General features: G+C 67.1%; 18 protein-coding genes. 8 read left to right on the top strand and 10 right to left on the bottom strand.

Going from position 1 to position 19,566, the window contains the following annotated elements; all coding sequences use genetic code 11:
* Window positions 1-35: 35 nt before the first annotated feature.
* Window positions 36-758, bottom strand: a complete 723-nt coding sequence (locus NEF64_RS05650) for an outer membrane protein (protein WP_056406140.1) — start codon at window positions 756-758, stop codon at window positions 36-38.
* A 150-nt stretch (window positions 759-908) separates the two neighbouring features.
* Here NEF64_RS05650 and NEF64_RS05655 point away from each other — a divergent pair, with 150 nt between their 5' ends.
* Window positions 909-1,091 (top strand): hypothetical protein, encoded by a 183-nt coding sequence (locus NEF64_RS05655; RefSeq protein WP_031394581.1) that lies wholly within the window; start codon window positions 909-911, stop codon window positions 1,089-1,091.
* Between the two features lie 9 nt (window positions 1,092-1,100).
* Here the strand turns inward: NEF64_RS05655 and NEF64_RS05660 are convergent, their stop codons facing one another.
* The 4 genes from NEF64_RS05660 to NEF64_RS05675 all read right to left on the bottom strand — a co-directional run bounded on the left by NEF64_RS05660 (window position 1,101) and on the right by NEF64_RS05675 (window position 4,777).
* Complete coding sequence (locus NEF64_RS05660; protein WP_056406141.1) at window positions 1,101-1,385, bottom strand: hypothetical protein; 285 nt, start codon at window positions 1,383-1,385, stop codon at window positions 1,101-1,103.
* A gap of 222 nt (window positions 1,386-1,607) precedes the next feature.
* The gene (gene moaB, locus NEF64_RS05665) at window positions 1,608-2,135 is read right to left on the bottom strand and encodes a molybdenum cofactor biosynthesis protein B (RefSeq protein WP_252574699.1); all 528 of its coding nucleotides are present in this window, start codon (window positions 2,133-2,135) and stop codon (window positions 1,608-1,610) included.
* 6 nt (window positions 2,136-2,141) lie between these two features.
* Complete coding sequence (locus NEF64_RS05670) at window positions 2,142-4,013, bottom strand: lytic transglycosylase domain-containing protein (protein WP_252574701.1); 1,872 nt, start codon at window positions 4,011-4,013, stop codon at window positions 2,142-2,144.
* Complete coding sequence (locus NEF64_RS05675) at window positions 4,010-4,777, bottom strand: uracil-DNA glycosylase (protein WP_031394585.1); 768 nt, start codon at window positions 4,775-4,777, stop codon at window positions 4,010-4,012. The genes NEF64_RS05670 and NEF64_RS05675 overlap by 4 nt, the downstream gene beginning before the upstream one ends.
* 150 nt (window positions 4,778-4,927) lie before the next feature.
* Here NEF64_RS05675 and NEF64_RS05680 point away from each other — a divergent pair, with 150 nt between their 5' ends.
* The 6 genes from NEF64_RS05680 to NEF64_RS05705 all read left to right on the top strand — a co-directional run bounded on the left by NEF64_RS05680 (window position 4,928) and on the right by NEF64_RS05705 (window position 12,031).
* Window positions 4,928-6,589, top strand: coding sequence for an electron transfer flavoprotein-ubiquinone oxidoreductase (locus NEF64_RS05680; protein WP_056406394.1), 1,662 nt, complete (start codon window positions 4,928-4,930; stop codon window positions 6,587-6,589).
* A 25-nt stretch (window positions 6,590-6,614) separates the two neighbouring features.
* A complete protein-coding gene (locus tag NEF64_RS05685; RefSeq protein WP_056406144.1) occupies window positions 6,615-8,018 on the top strand; it encodes a tetratricopeptide repeat protein in 1,404 nt (467 codons plus the stop codon).
* Between the two features lie 20 nt (window positions 8,019-8,038).
* Entirely contained in the window at window positions 8,039-8,896 is an 858-nt protein-coding gene (locus tag NEF64_RS05690) for a 4-(cytidine 5'-diphospho)-2-C-methyl-D-erythritol kinase (protein ID WP_056406145.1), read from the top strand.
* 313 nt (window positions 8,897-9,209) lie between these two features.
* On the top strand, window positions 9,210-10,283 hold the full coding sequence (gene recA, locus NEF64_RS05695) for a recombinase RecA (protein WP_031396669.1): 1,074 nt from the start codon (window positions 9,210-9,212) through the stop codon (window positions 10,281-10,283).
* A 258-nt stretch (window positions 10,284-10,541) separates the two neighbouring features.
* Window positions 10,542-11,399 carry a class I SAM-dependent methyltransferase gene (locus NEF64_RS05700; RefSeq protein WP_162235373.1) on the top strand — a complete coding sequence of 286 codons (858 nt, stop codon included), beginning with the start codon at window positions 10,542-10,544 and terminating at the stop codon, window positions 11,397-11,399.
* Complete coding sequence (locus tag NEF64_RS05705) at window positions 11,396-12,031, top strand: glutathione S-transferase family protein (protein ID WP_056406147.1); 636 nt, start codon at window positions 11,396-11,398, stop codon at window positions 12,029-12,031. The genes NEF64_RS05700 and NEF64_RS05705 overlap by 4 nt, the downstream gene beginning before the upstream one ends.
* A gap of 56 nt (window positions 12,032-12,087) precedes the next feature.
* Here the strand turns inward: NEF64_RS05705 and NEF64_RS05710 are convergent, their stop codons facing one another.
* Window positions 12,088-13,425 (bottom strand): dicarboxylate/amino acid:cation symporter, encoded by a 1,338-nt coding sequence (locus tag NEF64_RS05710; RefSeq protein WP_031441733.1) that lies wholly within the window; start codon window positions 13,423-13,425, stop codon window positions 12,088-12,090.
* Window positions 13,426-13,497: 72 nt separating this feature from the next.
* On the opposite strand from NEF64_RS05710, the gene NEF64_RS05715 reads away from it, so the two are divergent.
* A complete protein-coding gene (locus NEF64_RS05715) occupies window positions 13,498-14,766 on the top strand; it encodes a M24 family metallopeptidase (protein WP_056406148.1) in 1,269 nt (422 codons plus the stop codon).
* Between the two features lie 16 nt (window positions 14,767-14,782).
* Here NEF64_RS05715 and NEF64_RS05720 read toward each other — a convergent pair whose 3' ends face one another.
* The 4 genes from NEF64_RS05720 to NEF64_RS05735 all read right to left on the bottom strand — a co-directional run bounded on the left by NEF64_RS05720 (window position 14,783) and on the right by NEF64_RS05735 (window position 19,559).
* Window positions 14,783-15,484, bottom strand: a complete 702-nt coding sequence (locus NEF64_RS05720) for a phosphocholine cytidylyltransferase family protein (RefSeq protein ID WP_056406149.1) — start codon at window positions 15,482-15,484, stop codon at window positions 14,783-14,785.
* A 1-nt stretch (window position 15,485) separates the two neighbouring features.
* On the bottom strand, window positions 15,486-16,577 hold the full coding sequence (locus NEF64_RS05725; RefSeq protein ID WP_031396675.1) for an inositol-3-phosphate synthase: 1,092 nt from the start codon (window positions 16,575-16,577) through the stop codon (window positions 15,486-15,488).
* A 15-nt stretch (window positions 16,578-16,592) separates the two neighbouring features.
* A complete protein-coding gene (locus tag NEF64_RS05730) occupies window positions 16,593-17,363 on the bottom strand; it encodes a CDP-alcohol phosphatidyltransferase family protein (RefSeq protein ID WP_234387504.1) in 771 nt (256 codons plus the stop codon).
* Window positions 17,364-17,483: 120 nt separating this feature from the next.
* Complete coding sequence (locus NEF64_RS05735; RefSeq protein ID WP_056406150.1) at window positions 17,484-19,559, bottom strand: NAD(+) synthase; 2,076 nt, start codon at window positions 19,557-19,559, stop codon at window positions 17,484-17,486.
* Between the last annotated feature and the right edge of the window lie 7 nt (window positions 19,560-19,566).

A 19,566-nucleotide genomic window follows, 5' to 3' on the forward strand; every position in this document is an offset into this window, starting at 1 on the left:
GCGTCCTCGACGCCGCCCGGTGTCGTCATGCGCGTTCAGAACCTGACGCCGAACCCCGCGATCGCCTGGTGGCGACTGAAATCGAGGCTGGTCTTGGTCGTGCCGTCGTTCACCTCATAGCCGTTATAATCGGTGTAGACGTACTCGAGCTTGCCATAGAAGCGCGATGAGAACGCGGTCTGGATACCGGCCCCCGCGTGGAAGCCGCTGAGCGAGTCGGACCCCGCGACGTTGTTTTCCTCAACCGTCGCGTTGCGGTTGCTCAGGCGCAACCGGCCACTCGAAAAGCCGCCCTTCACATAGAGAAGCGTGGTCGGGGACAGGAGATAGCCGCCGCGGGCGCCGACGGTGATGTTGCGGTTCGCGGCGATGCAGGTGCGATCGCCCACGCTCACGATGTCGTTCTCGCACTCCTTCGCGCTCGACCCTTCGAGACCGGCATAGACGCCGAGCACCGCGCTGACATTGACCTGCGCGTCATAGCCGACCTCGCCGCCATAGGTGACGCCGCTCTTGCCGACGCGGACACTTGCCGAGTCGTTCGCCGTGTCGACGTTCAGCTCCGAAATGACGCGTTCATAGCCGATCCGCGGTTCGACCCGCAGGCCCGACACCTGGCTCGCCGGATTGCCGCGCGAATCGCGGTCGAATCGGTCATAGGCGCGACCGTCATAGGTCCGGCCGTCGGACGATTGCGCCACGACAGGCGTGGTGGCGGTCCCGGCTGCGACGAGCGCGAGCAGGTAGATGTTACGCATACTGATACTTCCCCCTTGCCGCCGTCGTCGTCGACGGGCGGTACGGGCCTGGTATCGCGCGGGAATGCTGACAGGACGTTAACCGGAAGCGCGGCAGCCGGGTAAGGCGCCGCGGATGGTCGCGCGGCGGTTTTGCGCGTAGAACGGGGCATGGCAGAGAATCTGACGACGGTGGAGCGGGCCTTCGAACTTGCGCGGTCGGGCGAGTGCGATTCGGTCAACGGCCTGCGCCAGCGATTGCGTCGCGAGGGGTATGACGCAGTACATCTCCACCTCCACGGCGCGGCGATCAACAAGCAGCTCGTCGATCTGATCCACGCCGCGAGAGGCTGAACGCCACGATCATTTCTGGGCGAGGATCAACTCCTTCGGCATGTCGAGGCCCGACGCGGCCCAGGCGGATGCGGTGCGGCAGGTAATCCGGTCGATGCGGGTGCCGGTGACTGCGGGTTCGGTCAGGCAATATTTGCGCGACTTCGCATCATATTTCAGCGTCGTCATCTGGGCCTGTGTCGCGCTTCCCCGCGGTGCGGCGTTCGCGATCGTCGGGCTGACGGCCGTGGCGATGGCGATCGTGATGAGGGCGACGGTGCGGCCGAGCGTGCGCGTGGTTGGCAGAGCGGGCATGACGGTGTGTCCTTCCAGAAGATGAGGTCGAGCCGCCCGGGGGCGGCATGAAGACCAATGCATCTGGCGTGCCAGTTGACTACTACACTAAGACACTTCGCTTCTGCGCTCTAAAACCTCGTCTTTTTCGCACGCAGCGGCGATCGGCACGATCCACGCCCAGCGGAAATCGCGCCATCAGTTGGGAATCGATGCCGAAACATGGCCCGTCGACGTGCGCGGTCAGCGCTCGAGCAAGCGCGGCATCAGTTCGACGAAGTTGCAGGGCCGGTGACGGCTGTCGAGCTGGTCGCGCAGGATCCCGTCCCACCCGTCCTTCACAGCGCCGGTCGAACCCGGCAGCGCGAAGATATAGGTGCCGTGCGCGACACAGGCGCAGGCCCGCGACTGCACCGTCGACGTGCCGATCGTCTTGTAGCTGAGCATCCGGAACAGCTCGCCGAACCCGGGGATCATCTTTTCGGCGACGCGCTCGACCGCCTCGGGCGTCACGTCGCGGCCGGTGACGCCGGTGCCGCCCGTGGTGATGACGCAGTCGACCGCCGGATCATCGATCCAGGCGCGGAGGCGGGCGACGATCGTCTCGACGTCATCCTTCTCGATCCGGCGGTCGGCGAGCACATGCCCTGCCTCTGCCAGCCGCGCGACGAGCGTATCGCCCGAGCGATCCTCGGCCAGCCCGCGCGTGTCGGACACCGTCAGCACGGCGATCCGGACCGGCAGGAAGGTCCGGCTTTCGTCGATTGGCATAAAAGATCAGTCCGCGCGTGTGACGGTGGAGGATTGCGCGCCGACGCTGGCGTTGACCGCGATCATCGGCTGATGCGCGGTGAGGCTCGCGCTCGCGCGCGCATTCGGCCGGGCGTTCATGCGGATCGCGGTCGCGCCGGGCAGGCCGGGGAACCGCGGCCACATGCCCTGCGCCAGTGCGTTGCGGCTGGTCGAGGCCTTCCGCCCACCCTGCGCTTCGTACATCCAGTAGTTGCGCAGCACGGTGGTGACGTAGCCGCGCGTCTCCCAATAGGGAATGCTTTCGATATACAGCAGCGGATCGCCATTATCGTGGACGATCGCGTTCCAGTCGCCGACCGGGCGCGGGCCCGCATTATAGGCTGCGATCACCTTGGGCAGCAGCCCGCCGGTAACGCCGGCCATGTCGCGCAGCCGTTCGAGATGCCGCTGGCCGATGTCCATGTTGGTCGACGGCTTGGTCAGCGCCTTGAGGTCGATCGACGTGCCGCGTTCGCGCGCAAAGTCGGTCGCCGCCGCGGGCATGATCTGCATCAGGCCGTAAGCGCCCGCGGGGCTGCGCACCGTGTTGCGGAAGCGCGATTCCTCGAGCGTGTGCGCGTAGACCAGCGCCTTGTCGATGTGCCAGCCACTGTCAGGCGTCCAGTTCGGCGTCGGATAGCGCGCCTCGGCCGCGGTCGTGATCCCTTGCGGACAGTTGTGGGCGAGCCAGACGGTCGTCGCGGGCAGGCTGAGCGCCTCTGCGACCCGGACGAGATTGCGGAATTCGCGGGGATCGCCGATCTTGGCCTGCTGGCGGATGACGGTATCGGCCAGTTCGGTCTCGCCGACCTCGACGAGCGCAGCTGCGACGCGGACATTGGGGCGCTTCTCGACGACCTTCCAGTCGCGCGCGACGACGCCGCCAGGACCGCTGCCGCCGACCCGCGCGGGATCGGCCATCGCGAGCTGCTGTCGTGCGAGCTGGCCGTAGAAGCTTTCGCCGAACTGCGCCGCGGCCTTCAGCCGACCCTGGATCTTGTCGGGACGGGCACACACCATGTCGGCGCGCGACGCCCAGTAGAGCGCCGCCGCGCGCAGGTCGACATCGCCCGCGCGTGCCGCGACGCCCTCGAACCCCGTGCCGGCGTTGGCACAGTCATTCTGCCGCCACGCAGCCAGCGCGCCGACCCAGCGGGCCTGGACCGCCCATTCACCGATGCCGTCCTGGCCCTTGGCGGCCATCACGCGCGCATTGGCGTCGTCACCCTGGAGGAAATAGATCCACGCGATCTTCTGCTGCCATTCGGTCAGCGTCTCGGGCGTGAGACCGGGCGTGCTGTCGAGCAGCGACTGTGCCTCGCGGCCCATGTCGGCCTTGACGTAAGGCTGCATCTTCAGCGCGAGGTCGGCGGCGATCATATCGCCTTTGAGGCTCTTCGCGCGCACCCGACGCGGTGCGCCGTCCTGCCAGATCAAACGCTGCGCGACGGGCAGGGGAGGCAGATCGACCGCACCGCGGACCGTGGCGAGGCGTGCAATCTGTTCCGCCTCGGGGAGCTCGGGGGCCTCGTTCAGCAGCGCGACGAGCGGCGCCATCTCGATCCTCGGCGATCCCTTGGCGACGTACATCTCGGCGCGCGCGATCGCATGGAGCGGGCCGGGCTTCATGGTATCGAGCCGGATCTGCGCATCGGTCCATTTGCCGTCGCGGATCGCGCCGAAGACCGCGCGATAGGCGTCACGCTGCGCCGGATCGAGCTGATCGGGAATCTGTTCGGCGGTCGGTGCACCGGCAACGAGTCGGGCATCGCCCGTACCGCTGTCGGCGATCGGTGCCGCCAGAGCGGGCAGCGGCAATGCCGCACAACCGAGCAGGATTACGAGCGTGCGGGTCATGCCCGCGTCTCCTGAGACATCTGGCCCCCCATCAACATCTGCAAATCCTTCCAGGCTTCTGCCTTGGCCGCCGGCTTCTCGATCAGAAAGCGCGGGTGAAAGCTGGCGACCACACCTGCTTCTCCGACCTTATGGCTAATTCCATGTAAACGTCCCCGCGCCGCCTGTAATTCCATCCCGAGGATGGCACGGCTCGCCGCATTGCCGAGCAGAAGCAACCGCTTGGGCGCAACAAGTTCGATGTGATGCTTGGCGATCTCCGCCAGCCGGTCCTCGACCTCGCGCTGGATGCGGCCCGCGGTCGGGCGCTTGGCGCAGACCGCCGCGACATGGACCTCCGACCGGGTCAGTCCGATCGCCGCGAGCATGCGGTCGAGCAGGCGACCCGATGCGCCGCTCAGCAATTGTCCGGCGCCGCCATTGTCCGTGCCGTCGTCGCGATCGGGGCAGTCGGCAAGCACCATGACCGTAGCGTCAGCGGGCCCCTCGGCCGCCAGCGAAATGCCGTTCCATCCCGCCTCGGGCACATCCGCACCGGTGCGCCAGGCCAGGAATTCGGTCAGCGACAGCGGCATCGTGGCGACCGCCACCGGCGGCGCGACGGGCACGCCGGCGGGCGCCGGCGGCGCGATAACCAGCGGTTCGGGTGCCGCGAACCAGTCGCGCGGGGCGTCGTCGACGAGCATGTCGACACCGGCATCGTGCCACCAGTCGAGCACGCTGACCGCGGCGTTGCGCCAGTCGATGGTCTGATCCGCCCCCATATGTCTCCTATGCTGCGTGGTTGACGTGGCGGTCAACTCGCGCAATCGCCTAAATAGACGCGACACGGACAAGACGGTGCCGGCCCGAGCCCGAACGAACGGGAGGGGCGGGAAGCCGGGCAGACAGGGACCATCCCCCGGGAGACGATGATGACGACACGTGAATCGATGCCCTACGACGTAGTGATCGTCGGCGCAGGTCCGGCGGGGCTTTCGGCAGCGATCCGGCTGAAACAGCTGGCGGCCGAGAAGGACGCGGACATCTCGGTCTGCGTGCTCGAAAAGGGATCCGAGGTCGGCGCGCACATCCTGTCGGGCGCGGTCATCGATCCCAAGAGCCTCGACGAGCTGCTGCCCGACTGGCGCGAGGATGGCTGCCCGCTGGCGGAAGTGCCGGTGACGGAGAATCATCACTGGATCCTTAGCAAGACGAAGAAGAGCGAGATGCCGCACTTCGTCACGCCGTCGTTCATGCACAACAAGGGCACCTATACCGGCAGCCTCGGCAATCTGTGCCGCTGGATGGCGGGCAAGGCGGAGGAGCTCGGCGTCGAGATCTTCCCCGGCTTCGCGGCCGCCGAGATCCTGTTCAACGACGACGGATCGGTGAAGGGCGTCGCGACCGGCGACATGGGCGTCGCGCGCGACGGCACGCACAAAGGCGACTATACCCCGGGGCTCGAACTCCACGCCAAATACACCTTCTTTTCCGAAGGCTGCCGCGGTCACCTGACCAAGCAGCTGATCGCGAAGTTCGATCTCGCCAAGGACAGCGACCCGCAGGTCTATGGGCTCGGCATCAAGGAATTGTGGGACATCGATCCCGCGCTCCATTCGCCCGGCCGCGTCATCCACACGCAGGGCTGGCCGCTCAGCGAAGCCGACGGGTCGAATGGCGGCGGCTGGATCTATCACCAGGCCAATGGCCAGGTCTCGATCGGGTTTGTCACCTGGCTGAACTACACCAATCCGCATCTGTCGCCGTTCCACGAGATGCAGCGCTGGAAGACGCATCCCGAGATCGCGGCGCTGCTGAAGGGCGCCAAGCGGGTCAGCTATGGCGCGCGCGCGATCAGCGACGGCGGGCTGCAGTCGATTCCGAAGCTCGTGATGCCGGGTGCCGCACTGATCGGCGACAGCGCCGGCTTCCTTAACGTGCCGCGGATCAAGGGCACGCACACCGCGATGAAGTCGGGCATGATGGCAGCCGAGGCTGCGGTCGAGGCGATCGTGTCGCAGCGCGGGCATGACGAACTCGCCGCCTATCCGGAGGCGTTCGAACGCAGCTGGGTCAAGAAGGAGCTGTCGGTCGTCCGCAACGTCGTGCCCCTCGTCAAGAAATTCGGCGACATGCTAGGGTCCGGGCTTGCCGGTGTGACGATGTGGCTCGAGCATTGGGGGCTGAAGGTGCCGTTCACGATGCACCATCATCCCGATCACGAAAGCCTGTGGCGCAAGGATCTGGTCAAGCCGATCGTCTATCCCAAGGCGGACGGCGTGCTGACGTTCGACCGGCTGTCGTCGGTGTTCATCTCGAACACCAATCACGAGGAGGACCAGCCGGTCCACCTGACGCTGAAGGACCCGGCGGTGCCGATCGCCTACAACCTGCCGATGTACGACGAACCCGCGCAACGCTATTGCCCGGCCGGTGTTTACGAGGTGGTGGGCGAAGAGACGGGCGATCCGAAGTTCGTGATCAACGCGCAGAACTGCGTCCACTGCAAGACCTGCGACATCAAGGACCCGACGCAGAACATCAACTGGGTCGTGCCCGAGGGCGGTGGAGGCCCCAACTATCCCAACATGTAAGCATGCCCTGCTGGCGATCGGTCTGTTGACCGCCCCGACGGCGGCGCTGGCCGACACCGGCGGTCTCTCTGCCTATCTCAAGGCGCGCGCCGCAGATGCGGACGGCCGGGTGACGATTGCCGCGGACCAGTATGCCCTGGCACTGGCGGCGGCGCCCGACGATCCGGTCGTTGCGATCCGCGCCTACCGGGAGGGAATCGAGGCGGGTGACATGCCGCTGGTCGCGCGCGCGGCGGGGGTGCTGGCGAAAGCCGGGGTCGCGCCCGCGGACGCCGCACTGTTCCCGCTCGCCGCCGCCGCGCGCAAGGGCGACACCCGGGCGACCCGGACGGCGATCGCCACGCTCGGCAAGGGCCCGCTGGTGGTGCTCGCACCATCGCTGAACGCGTGGGTGGCGCGTGCCGAGCATCGTGACCCAGGCGCGGCGCTGGCGACCGCGGGCGAGGATCCGGTCGCGCGCCGCTTCGCCGCCGAGACGCGTAAGCGCATCGCTGCCGCCCCCGCGCGCCAGCCGCTCGGCCTTGCCGTCGCACAGACACTCGCCGGGCTGGCAGGGGACCTCGTAGCGGGGACGCCGTCGCCGCTCGCAATCGCGCTCGCCCAGGCTGCTGTGGAGGCCGATCCGGATTATGCCCCCGCGCGAATCGTCCTTGCCGACGCGCTTGCGCATAGCGACCGGGTCGACCGCGCGCTGGCGGTGCTCGACAGGGTCGGTGGCACGTCGCCGTCCGCAGAGGCGGCGATCGCCAAGCGTCTCGAAATCCTGTCGGTTGCCGGCCGTGACGAGGCGGCGCTGGCCATCGCGAGGACATGCGCCGAGCGGCAGGAGGCGGTCGCCGGTGACTGGCAGCGTTACGCCGACCTGTTGCTGACGACCGGCGATGCGGCGGCGGCGGCGCAGTGGTATGGCCGGGTTCTGGCGGCGGATCACGGCGCGCCGGCGGCCGCGCGCGGCGGCTGGGGGGCATGGCTGCAATATGGCGGGGCACTCGATCAGGCGGGGCGCTGGCCCGAGGCGCGCATCGCGCTCCGCAAGGCAGTTGCCCTCGCCCCGACGCAGCCGCTCGCGCTCAATTATCTGGGATTCGCGCAGGTCGAGCATGGCGACGACATCGCGGGTTCGATTCGCCTGCTCGAGCGGGCAAGCCGGCTCGACCCCGCCAATCCGTCCGTCACCGACTCGCTCGGCTGGGCCTATCACCGCGCCGGTGATACGCGGCGCGCGCTGCCGTTGCTCGAGCGTGCCGCGCAGGCGGAGCCGACCAATGCCGAAATCGGCGATCATCTCGGCGATGCCTATTGGAGCATGGGCCGACGCTACGAGGCGCGCTATGCGTGGCAGGCCGCGATCGTCACCGGCGATGCCGAGGAGCGCGCGCGCATCGCCGCGAAGATCGACACCGGCCTGCCGATCGCTGCGCGCCGTTGACCCCTGATCCCGAGACCCCGATGCCGACGACGACCGAAACCGCACCAGCCAAGATCAACCTCGCGCTGCATGTGCGTCACCGCCGCGCGGACGGCTATCACGAGCTCGAGACGCTGTTCGCCTTTGCCGAGCATGGCGACGTCGTCACGGTGCGCACGGCGGACGCGGACAGCTTTGCCATCATCGGGCCGTTCGCCGCGGCATTGCGCCCGCAAGCAGGGGGCACGGACGCGGCGCCGTGGAACGGCAACCTGGTAACGGCCGCGGCGGATGCTTTCGTCGCGACGTTCGGGATCGCCGCGCATCACGCGATCACGCTCGACAAGCGGCTGCCGATCGCATCGGGGATCGGTGGCGGCTCCGCCGATGCCGCGGCGACGCTGCGCGCGCTGGCGCGGTTGTACGGCGTCGCGGTGCAGGATCCGGCTCTCCACGACATTGCCGCCCGACTGGGTGCGGACGTGCCCGCGTGCCTCCTCAACCGGACGACGTTCGGGACTGGGCGCGGCGACATGCTCGTCGCGGTCGACGGGCTGGCGGGAACGCCGTTGCTGTGCGTCAATCCGGGCGTGGCGGTGTCGACCGCGGCGGTATTCGGCGCGTGGGACGGGATCGACCGCGGGCCGCTCGGCAAGGGGCCGCTGCTCGAACGCGCGATTGCCGGGCGGAACGACCTCGAGGCGCCGGCCTGCGCGATCGCGCCGGAGATTGCCCGCGTCCGCGCGCTGCTGGACGCGGCGCCGGGCGTGCTGCTCGCGCGCATGTCGGGATCGGGGGCGACCTGCTTTGCGCTGTTCGACAGAATCGCGGCCCGTGATTCCGCGGCGGCGGATGCTGGTGTGCAGGGTTGGTGGACGCTGGCGTGCACGCTGCGCTGAACGCGGGTTAAATGCCGCGTTGAAACTGTTCGGCTTTGGGACTCCGGACGCTGTAAAATTGATTGCATCGTACCGGTCGGCGGCGTCAAATCATGGTGTCCACTACCGGATCGGCGCCATGGTTTGCCGACCGGCCCAAGGTTTCTCCCAAGACGCCGAAGCGGACCCATGATGGGAGGGCGGTCACCGAAAGGCGGCCGCCCTTTTTCACATTCCCCGATGTTCCGCACTTGTTCCGTGAGAACAAAAGCAATACATGGCGTTTGACGCGTTGAATGGCACGCGCGCTTGCTTTAGCGATGGGAGCTTATCGATGGCCGCTAATCTGAAAGTGATCGACACCGGCATGGCAACAGCAACCAACGACCGGCAAAAGGCGCTCGATGCCGCACTCGCGCAGATCGACCGCGCGTTCGGCAAGGGCTCGGCGATGCGTCTGGGCTCAAAGGAGACGATGCAGGTCGAGGTGATCTCGACCGGCTCGCTTGGGCTCGACATCGCGCTCGGCGTCGGCGGCCTGCCGCGCGGCCGCGTGATCGAGATCTACGGTCCGGAAAGCTCGGGCAAGACCACGCTCGCACTCCACGTCATTGCCGAAGCGCAGAAGAATGGCGGCACCGCGGCATTCGTCGACGCCGAGCATGCACTCGACCCGGTCTATGCCAAGAAACTCGGCGTCAACATCGACGAACTGATCGTGTCGCAGCCGGACACCGGCGAGCAGGCGCTCGAGATCGTCGACACGCTGGTCCGCTCGAACGCGATCGACGTACTCGTCGTCGATTCGGTCGCAGCGCTCGTGCCGCGCGCCGAAATCGAGGGCGAGATGGGCGACAGCCATGTCGGGCTTCAGGCGCGTCTGATGTCGCAGAGCCTTCGCAAGCTGACCGGCTCGATCAGCCGGTCGCGCTGCATGGTGATCTTCATCAACCAGCTGCGCATGAAGATCGGCGTCATGTACGGCAACCCGGAGACGACGACGGGCGGCAACGCGCTGAAGTTCTACGCCTCGGTCCGTCTCGACATTCGCCGCATCGGTGCGGTCAAGGCGGGCGATGAGGTCACCGGCAACCAGACGCGCGTGAAGGTCGTCAAGAACAAGGTCGCGCCGCCGTTCAAGCAGGTCGAATTCGACATCATGTACGGGCAGGGCGTTTCGAAGCTCGGCGAGATCCTTGATCTCGGCGTGAAGGCCGGGCTGGTCGAGAAATCGGGTGCGTGGTTCAGCTATGACAGCGTCCGGCTCGGTCAGGGTCGCGAGAATTCGAAGACCTTCCTCAAGGACAATCCCGAGACCGCCGATCGTCTCGAAAAGCAGATCCGCGCGCGCACCGACAAGGTCGCCGAGGAAATGATGGTCGGTCCCGACGCCGAAGACGACGCCTGAGTGAGAGTCGGAGCCCTTTTCCTCGCGGGGAAGGGCTCCGCGTCTTGTGACAGGGCGAGCAGCGTTCCGGGCTGATGAAGCGGTCGGGCCTCGGCTCGCCGAGTTGAGCTAAAGTGCCGCGACCTGGACGCATGTTGGGTAATTGTCCGGAAATCCAGCGAACCTTGACGGGCATATGCTTCACGACTTGCGTCAAACGCGCCACAAGAGCTGTCTCGTGCGCACAGACGGGAGTTCGACCATGCGATACGGCGGATGATGACCAGTGATCGAGACTGGACCGGACGCGTCGGCGACATCTGGGCCACGGAATGGCGCCGTACGGACCGCAGCTTCGAGGGGCTTGCGCCCGTACTGAACGCCGCGATCCTTGCAGCGGCAGGACCGCAGAGCCGCACTGTCGTCGATATCGGTTGCGGCGCCGGCGCCACGTCGCTGGCCAGCGCGCAGGCGCTGCCGGACGGGCAGGTAATAGGCATCGATCTCTCCCCGACGCTGATCGCAGTGGCGAACCACCGCGCCGGGCACCTGACCAATGTCGTGTTCCGCTGCGCCGACGTCGCGGCGAGCGTCGAGACGCTAGCGCCGATCGACCTCTATGTCTCGCGGCATGGGGTTATGTTTTTCGCCGATCCGGTGGCCGCCTTTGCCCAGCTCGCTGAGGCCGCCGCCCCCGGCGCCGGGCTCGTCTTTTCGTGCTTTGCCGAGCGTGCAGCCAATCGCTGGGCGGTGGAAACTGTCGCGGGTGCGGATGACGCATCCGGACCGACGGGGGCCATGACCACGCCGGGGCCCTTTGCCTTCGCTGATCCGGCCTATGTTGTGGAGATGCTGAAGCAGGCCGGTTGGAGCGCGACGACACCACAGCGTGTCGAGTTCGCTTATCGCGCGGGGGGCGGCGCGGATCCGGTGGCGGACGCGGTCGACTATCTCAGCCGGATCGGCCCCGCGGCGTCGCGGATCCGCGAGACGCACGGCGCGGAACGCGGACAGGCGCTGGCGCGTCTGACCAGCGCGTGCGTCGATCGTCTGGCCGGGGATGCGGTCGAATTTCCGGCCGCCGCCTGGATATGGACGGCACACAGGCCGCGCGACAGCCAAGGGAGCCTGCCATGATCACCGTCCACCATCTCGAAAACTCGCGGTCGCAGCGGATCCTGTGGATGCTCGAGGAACTCGGGCTGCCCTATGAGATCAAGCGCTATGCGCGCGATCCGAAGACGATGCTCGCCCCCCCGGAACTGAAGGCGGTCCATCCGCTCGGCAAGTCGCCGGTAATCGAGGACGGCGACGTTGAGGGTGGCCGGGTCGTGGCGGAGACGGGCGCGATCGTCGAGTATCTCGTCGACAAGGCGGACGGTCGGCTCGGGGCCCCCGCCAAGCGCGCGGATGCGCTGCGCTATCGTTTCTGGCTGCATTATGCCGAAGGCTCGATGATGCCGCCGCTGTTGCTCAAGCTGGTACTCGCGAGGATCCCGGTGATGGGGAAGATCGCGCTGAAGCGCATTCAGCCGATGATCGATGTCCATCTCGATTATGTCGAGGCCGAACTGTCGAAGCGCCCCTGGTTTGCGGGCGACCAGATGACCGCGGCGGACATCATGATGAGCTTTCCGCTCGAAGCGGCGCGCAGCCGTGCGGGGCTCGACGAATCACGCCCCGCGACGATCGCCTGGCTCGGCAAGGTTCATGCGCGACCGGCCTATCAGGCGGGGCTCAAGAAGGGTGGCCCCTATGCCTATGCCTGATCCGGGTGCAGACCACGAGGCGGGCGGGCCGATCGTCTCCTGACGTCCCGTGCCGCTCAGGCCTGGCCGGGTTTGATCTTCTCATAGCTGTCGACATTCACCTTCGGGCCATGCCCGGTCGGTGCGTGCGGCGGGTCGCGGTCGGCGGGTTCACGCTCGTCGAGCCCGCCCTCCCACTTTGCGACCACAGTCGCGGCGACCGCATTGCCGATGACGTTGGTCGCCGATCGGCCCATGTCGAGGAAGTGATCGACCGCGAGGATGAGCAGGATGCCGGCCTCCGGAATTTTGAACATCGACAGCGTCCCCGCGATCACCACGAGCGAGGCACGCGGCACGCCCGCGATGCCCTTCGACGTGACCATCAGCACGAGCAGCATGGCGATCTGCTGCCCGATCGGCATGTCGATGCCGTAGGCCTGGGCGATGAACAGCGACGCGAACGTCATGTACATCATCGACCCGTCGAGATTGAACGAATAGCCGAGCGGCAACACGAAGCTGGCGATCCGCGGCGGCACGCCGAAGCGGTCGAGCGCCTCGAGCGTGCGCGGATAGGCCGCCTCCGACGATGCCGCGGAGAAGGCGAGGATCAGCGGGTCGCGGATATAGCGCACCAGCAGCCGCGTCCGCGGGCCGATGAGCAGGAAGGCGATGCCGATCAGCATCAGCCAGAGCAGTGCCAGCCCGAGATAGAAGGTCAGCATGAAATAGCCGAGATCGCCGAGGATGCTGGGGCCCCGTTCCGCGAGCGTCGCGGTCACCGCGGCGAACACCGCGAACGGCGCGAACCGCATCACGTAATTCGTGATCTGCAGCATGACCGCGACGAGCGCCTCGATCGCCTTGACGAGCGGGGCGGCCTTTTCGCCGACCGCGGTGATCGCGACGCCGACGAACACCGAGAAGACGACGATCTGAAGAATCTCGTTGCTCGCCATCGCCGAGATCATCGAGTCGGGAACGATATGGGTGATGAACTTGGCGAGATCGAAGGCGGCTCGGTCGACGCCGCTCGACGCGGTCGCCGGCGGGATGGCGAGCGCGAGGCCGACCCCGGGCTGCAGCACGTTCACCAGGATCATGCCGAGCGTCAGCGACAACAGGCTCGCACAGATGAACCAGCCGAGACTGCGCAGGCCGACGCGGCCGAGCGCCCCGGTGTCGCCCATATGCGCGATGCCGACGACCAGCGTCGAGAAGACCAAGGGCGCGATGATCATCTTGATCAGCCGCAGGAACAGCGACGTGACGATCGAGAAATAGCCGGCAATGTCCTTCAGCTGCGCGGCGGATTGCGCGCTGCCGTCGTCGATCGACGCGTTGAGGATCCAGCCGACGGCCATGCCGGCGACCAGCCCGAACAGGATATAATAGGTTAGCCGCTTGGCCATTAAACGCTCCCGAAACTCGCGCAGGAGGGAAGGGGATTGCGGCGCCCGGGTCAAGGACCCTATCGTCCCGGCATGGCAATCTCTCCCGATTTACCCACCAGGCGCACGCTCCTCGGTGCCGCCGCCGCGCTCCCGCTGCTGTCGATCGGCGCGGTGCTGCGCGCGGCCGAGCCCGACCTGTCGGCGCTGTCCGATCTCACGGGGGGTGCCAAGCCGATCGATGCGGACGAGCGCGCCGCCCGGCTGTCGCGCGCCCAGGCGCTGATGAAGGCGGCAGGGATCGGCGCGGTCCTGATCGAGCCTGGATCGTCGATGCTCTATTTCACCGGTGTCCGCTGGAGCCGGAGCGAGCGGCTGACCGCCGCGATCCTGCCGGTCGAGGGGCAGCCCTGTATCGTCACGCCGTTTTTCGAGGAGCCGTCGGTGCGCGAGACGCTCGCAATGCCGGCGGAGGTCCGCGTCTGGCAGGAGGATCAGAACCCGCTCGCGGTGGTGGCGGGCTTCCTGCGCGATCGCAGGCTGATCGCGCGGCCGATCGCGATCGAGGAGACGATGCGCTTCTTCGCCGTCGACGCGCTGCGTCGGCTGGTACCGGAGGCGCGGATCGTATCCGCCAACCCGGTCGTGCGCGGCTGTCGGATGATCAAGACGCCCGCCGAGATCGCGCTGATGCAGACAGCGACGGACGTCACGCTCGCCGCCTATCGCTGGACACATGCGCGGGTCGAGACCGGCATGACCGGTCCCGAGATCGGCGCGCTGATGACGGCCGCGACGCGGAAGCTCGGCGGGGCGCCCGAATTCTCGATGGCGCTGGTCGGCGAAGCCTCGGCCTATCCGCATGGCAGCCGGGAGATCCACCGCGTCGCGAACGGGCAGGTCGTGCTGATGGATTGCGGGTGCACCGTGCAGGGCTATCAGTCGGACATCTCGCGCACCTGGGTTCACGGATCGGCTACCGCCGACCAGCGCAAGACCTGGGACCAGGCGATGCGCGGTCAGCAGATCGCGTTTGCCGCCGCGCGGATCGGCGCGACCGCGGGCAGCGTCGACGATGCGGTGCGGCAGCATTACCAGGCGCTGGGCTATGGTCCGGGCTATAAGCTGCCCGGGCTGTCGCACCGGACGGGGCACGGGATCGGCATGGACGGGCACGAACCGGTCAATCTGGTACGGGGCGAGACGACTAAACTCGCGGCAGGCATGTGTTTCAGCGACGAGCCCGGCATCTACATCCCCGGGCGCTATGGCATCCGGATCGAGGATTGCTTCCACATGACCGAAGCGGGGCCGACATGGTTCAGCGTGCCGCCCACCTCGCTCGACCGCCCGCTGGGCTGACGCGCCCGGGGCCTGTTCAGGCGGCCTGGCTCATCCAGCGTTCGGCATGTGCGAGGGCGGCTGCGTCGTCGACGTCGATCCAGTCGATATCGCTGCAGTCGACCACGTCGGCACCGTTCTCCGCGACGAGCATGCGGACGCCTTCGGTCAGCGAGGGACTCGCGAGCGTGGCAAGCGCGGCGCCGAGGCGCGGCGAGATCGCAAAAACGCCCGTGTCATAGGCGTCATGCGGTTCGAGGCCCTTGCCGATCGCCACGATCGCCGACCCGTTGGTCGCGACACACGTGACGTCTTCGGGGTCGACCCAGGGATGGCCGAGCCGGCGGTCGATGCCGAGCCGAAGCCCGTTGCCCGATCCGGCGGTGGCCATGCGGCGATACAGCGCGGGGAGAACGAGGTGGTCGCACATCGCAAGAATCGCGTCCTCACCGGCCAGCGCGTCGGTCGCGGCAAGCACCGATACGCCATTGGGCTCGCGGTGATCCGCAAGGACGGTTTCGACATGGAGCGGCCAGCTGCGGCTGGCGAGATAGGCCTCGATCGCATCGCGGCCATAGCTCAGCGTGACGATCGCACGCTTGAGGCCGGCTTCCGCAAGACCCTCGAGCGCGTGCGCGATGAGGGGGCGGCCGGCGACCGGGCAGAGGGGTTTATAGGGCGCCGAGGCGCGAAGACGGCTGCCCTCCCCGGCGGCGAGGATGACAGCCGTCTCGATCATGTCAGGCGGCCTTGATGAACCGCTCGACCTCGATCTGCGCGAGATCGTCGGTCATCTGCGTGCGGGGATGCTTGCAGAAATAGGCCGAGGCAGGGTCGATCACGCCGGCGATGCCGCGATCCTTGGCGATCTTGGCGCAGCGGATCATGTCGATCGCGACACCCGCCGAGTTGGGCGAATCCTCAACCGAAAGACGCAGCTCGAGGTTCATCGGCACGCCGCCGAACAGCTGGCCTTCCATGCGCAGGAAGCAGACCTTGTTGTCGTTCTGCCAGGGGACATAGTCCGACGGGCCGATATGGACGTTGTCGTCATCCATCCGCTCGGCCGCGACCGACTGGACGGCTTCGGTCTTCGAGATCTTCTTCGACTCGAGACGGCGATGGTTCGACATGTTGAGGAAGTCGGTGTTGCCGCCGGTGTTGAGCTGGTAGGTGCGATCCAGCTTCACGCCGCGCTTGGCGAACAGGTCGGTCAGCACGCGGTGGACGATCGTCGCACCGAGCTGTGCCTTGATGTCGTCGCCGATGATCGCGACGCCGGCGTCTTCGAACTTCTTTGCCCAGACGGGGTTCGATGCGATGAAGACGGGGATGTTGTTGACGAACGCCACGCCGGCTTCGATCGCGCAGTCGGCATAGAATTCGGTCGCTTCCTGCGAACCGACGGGCAGGTAGTTCATCAGCACGTCGGCGCCTGACGCCTTCAGATCCGCGATGACCTGCTCACGCGTCGGCTCTGCGGCGTCGGCGAGGAGGAACGTACGGTCGTCCTTGAAGTCGGACATGTGATCGGCGACGCCGTCGAGCGTCTTGCCCATCTTCACGATGGTGCCGGTGTTGCCGACATTGGGGGCGAACACTGCGGTGCAGTTGGGCTTGGCGAAGATCGCCTCGGCGACGTCCTTGCCGACCTTGCGACGATCGACGTCCCACGCCGCGACGACCTTGATGTCGCTTGGCTTGTAGCCACCCATATCGAAATGCATCAGGCCGACCTGGTCGTTTGCCCCCTCGCGATAATGCTCGAGACCCTGGACGAGCGAGCTCGCGCAGTTGCCGATGCCGACCACGGCGATCCGAATGCTATTCATTACTGACCCTGTTCCTTACGAAAGATGCATGCGCGACGCGGTCTTCGATCGCGGCGGTGTGGTATTACGGACGAAAGCCCGTTCGACACGACGGTGCCAGACGAGCCCGACGATGGCGACGAGCGTCAGAGGGACGATCTCGAACCACCAGAAGATGCGCGGGTTGCCCGCAAAGCAGGCGACGAAGATCGCCCATACTCTGACATTCGCGGTTAGCAAGGCCATGAAGCGCAATGGCGCGACGGCGCGCGTGGCATAGCTCTGGCCAAGCGCGACAGGATCGCTGGCCTGACCGAGCGTGCGTTCGAACGGCATCGCGATCCGGTCGATGCTGCCGGCCACCCCGTCATAGAAGCGGACGAGCGCGTTGCCGGTCGGCACCGGCGGCGCGTCGAGCGCGACGCCGCGGATCCGGCGATGGAAGCGCGAGCGCTCACCCTCGTACATGTTCGACTGCACCGCGTGCGCGGCGCCCGCCGCAACCGCGAGGATCCAGGCCTCTGGCGTGTCGATGGTGAGGGCGAGCGAGATGTAGATCAGCGCGAACACACCGTGATCGCACAGGCCGTCGAGCATCCGCCCGAGCGGGCTCGCGGTCTTGGTCGCGCGGGCGACCATGCCGTCCAGACCATCGGCGATCAGCCACCCGATCGACAGGGCCAGGCCGATTAGTGCCAAAGCGGGATTGCCCCAATGCGTATAGGCCAGCGCAGCAGCGCCCCCCAGGACCAGTCCCGCCACCGACACCGTGTTCGCCGAGATGCGACGCGCGAGTGCGAGGGGCAAAAGCGCGCGGCCTGCCGGGTGAATCAGCCAAAGGTTAGATGGGATCTCGATCCGGCGATCGCGCGATCCATCCGGTGGAGCCACTGTCATAGGATTTTCATAATGCGCGCGGCACGCAATTTATGCAAGGTCGCCCGGCTCGGCCTGCGGAACGGCTGAGCGCAATTCGTCGATCCAGACCCGCGCGGTTCCATCCGACGGTGCGCGCCAGTCGCCGCGCGGCGACAATGCGCCGCCCGCCGAGACCTTTGGCCCGTTCGGCAGCGCAGAGCGCTTGAACTGGCTCGTCGCGAAAAAGCGCTGAAGAAACCTTTCGAGCCATGCGGTTATCGTCGGCAGGTCATAGGCGACGCGCGCAGTCGCCGGCAGGTCCGCGGGCCATGCCCCGCTCTCCGCATCGCGCCAGGCATGCCAGGCGAGAAACGCGATCTTCGACGGCGCGAGGCCATAGCGGATCACGTAATGCGCGAAGAAATCGTTCAGCGCATAAGGCCCGATCATCGATTCGGTGCTCTGCAGCGCGCCGTCCACCCCCGCGGGGACGAGTTCGGGAGAGATTTCCTGGGCGACGATCGTCGACAGGATCGCATCGGTCGCCGCGTCATACTGGCCGGTGCGGATGCACCAGCGGATCAGGAACTGTATCAGCGTCTTGGGCACGCCCGCGTTGACCGCATAATGGCTCATCTGGTCGCCGACGCCGTAGGTGCACCAGCCCAGCGCCATCTCGCTCAGGTCGCCCGTGCCGACGACGATCCCGCCGCGCTGATTGGCGAGACGGAACAGATAATCGGTCCGCAACCCCGCCTGGACGTTCTCGAAGGTGATGTCATAGGTCGGCGCGCCATCGGCGAAGGGATGCCGCATATCCTCAAGCATCCGCCGCGCCGCGGGGCGGATGTCGATTTCCTCGGCGGTGATGCCCAGCGCGCGCATCAGCGCCCAGGCATTCGCCTTCGTGCCTTCGCCCGTCGCGAAACCGGGCATGGTGAAGCCGAGGATGTCGGCGCGCGGGCGGCCGAGCCGGTCCATCGCCTTGGCCGCGACGATCAGCGCGTGGGTCGAGTCGAGCCCGCCCGACACGCCGATCACCAGCGTGCGGGCGTGCGCGGCCTCGAGCCGCTTCGCCAGCGCTTCCACCTGGATGTTGAACGCCTCGTAACAATCCTCGTCGCGGCGGGCGGGATCATTGGGGACGAACGGGAAGCGGGGGACGACGCGTTCGAGCCCGACATCCGCGACGGCAGGATCGGTCAGGTGATCGAACGCGATCCGCCGGACGCGCGTCTCGGGATGCCCCGCAAACGCCGCCGCGTCGTTGAACGTGCCGGTCCGCAGCCGTTCCTGCGCGATCCGCTCGCAATCGACGTCCGCGACGACAAGATCCGGCTCGGTCGCGAAGCGGCGCGATTGCGCGAGCTGTTCGCCGAGCTCGTGGATCAGCCCCTGGCCGTCCCATGCAACCTCGGTCGTGCTCTCACCCGGGCCCGCCGCGGAATAGACATAGGCGCAGACCGCGCGCGCCGATTGCGCCGCCGCCAGCATCTCGCGCTCGCGCGCCTTGCCGATGACGATGTTCGACGCGGACAGGTTGCAGCAGATCAGCGCGCCGGCCAGCGCGCCCGCGGTCGACGGCGGGGTAGGGGCCCAGTAATCCTCGCAGATTTCGGCATGGACCACGAAGCCCGGCAGGTCGCGCGCCGCAAAGATCAGGTCGGTGCCGAACGGCACGGACTCGCCGCCGAGATCGATCGACAGCCCCGTCAGTCCCGCGCCGCTCGCGAACCAGCGCTTTTCGTAGAATTCGCGGTAGTTGGGCAGGAAGGTCTTCGGCACGACCCCGAGCACGCGACCGCGCGCGATCACCACCGCGCAATTATACAGCCGCCCCGCGCGCACCAGCGCCGCGCCGACCAGCAGCACCGGTCGCAGCGTCGCACTCGCCGCGACGACGCTGTCGATCGCCGCCAGCGTCGCACGCTGCTGCGCGGTCTGCAGATGCAGATCGTCGAGCGCATAGGAGGTGAGGTTGAGTTCGGGAAAGACGACGAGGTCGACATGCTGCGCATCCGCCTGCGTCGCCAGTGCGATCGTCGCCGCGGCATTGGCGGCGGTATCCCCGACCGACGCCCGCGGTGTTGCTGCAGCAACCCGGATCAGGCCGTGCGTGTGGATCGCGTAGAATGGATGCGTCATGCCCGCA

It is taken from the genome of Sphingomonas aerolata, from assembly GCF_023935825.1.
Lineage (GTDB): Bacteria > Pseudomonadota > Alphaproteobacteria > Sphingomonadales > Sphingomonadaceae > Sphingomonas > Sphingomonas aerolata.

Excerpts from the sequence above, each read along its gene's own strand:
- NEF64_RS05715 (WP_056406148.1), top strand. The coding sequence starts at position 13,498 with ATGGCAATCTCTCCCGATTTACCCACCAGGCGCACGCTCCTCGGTGCC.
- NEF64_RS05720 (WP_056406149.1), bottom strand. The coding sequence starts at position 15,484 with ATGATCGAGACGGCTGTCATCCTCGCCGCCGGGGAGGGCAGCCGTCTT.
- NEF64_RS05710 (WP_031441733.1), bottom strand. The coding sequence starts at position 13,425 with ATGGCCAAGCGGCTAACCTATTATATCCTGTTCGGGCTGGTCGCCGGC.
- moaB (WP_252574699.1), bottom strand. The coding sequence starts at position 2,135 with ATGCCAATCGACGAAAGCCGGACCTTCCTGCCGGTCCGGATCGCCGTG.
- NEF64_RS05655 (WP_031394581.1), top strand. The coding sequence starts at position 909 with ATGGCAGAGAATCTGACGACGGTGGAGCGGGCCTTCGAACTTGCGCGG.
- NEF64_RS05705 (WP_056406147.1), top strand. The coding sequence starts at position 11,396 with ATGATCACCGTCCACCATCTCGAAAACTCGCGGTCGCAGCGGATCCTG.
- recA (WP_031396669.1), top strand. The coding sequence starts at position 9,210 with ATGGCCGCTAATCTGAAAGTGATCGACACCGGCATGGCAACAGCAACC.
- NEF64_RS05725 (WP_031396675.1), bottom strand. The coding sequence starts at position 16,577 with ATGAATAGCATTCGGATCGCCGTGGTCGGCATCGGCAACTGCGCGAGC.
- NEF64_RS05670 (WP_252574701.1), bottom strand. The coding sequence starts at position 4,013 with ATGACCCGCACGCTCGTAATCCTGCTCGGTTGTGCGGCATTGCCGCTG.
- NEF64_RS05650 (WP_056406140.1), bottom strand. The coding sequence starts at position 758 with ATGCGTAACATCTACCTGCTCGCGCTCGTCGCAGCCGGGACCGCCACC.
- NEF64_RS05700 (WP_162235373.1), top strand. The coding sequence starts at position 10,542 with ATGACCAGTGATCGAGACTGGACCGGACGCGTCGGCGACATCTGGGCC.
- NEF64_RS05660 (WP_056406141.1), bottom strand. The coding sequence starts at position 1,385 with ATGCCCGCTCTGCCAACCACGCGCACGCTCGGCCGCACCGTCGCCCTC.
- NEF64_RS05675 (WP_031394585.1), bottom strand. The coding sequence starts at position 4,777 with ATGGGGGCGGATCAGACCATCGACTGGCGCAACGCCGCGGTCAGCGTG.
- NEF64_RS05690 (WP_056406145.1), top strand. The coding sequence starts at position 8,039 with ATGCCGACGACGACCGAAACCGCACCAGCCAAGATCAACCTCGCGCTG.
- NEF64_RS05735 (WP_056406150.1), bottom strand. The coding sequence starts at position 19,559 with ATGACGCATCCATTCTACGCGATCCACACGCACGGCCTGATCCGGGTT.
- NEF64_RS05680 (WP_056406394.1), top strand. The coding sequence starts at position 4,928 with ATGACGACACGTGAATCGATGCCCTACGACGTAGTGATCGTCGGCGCA.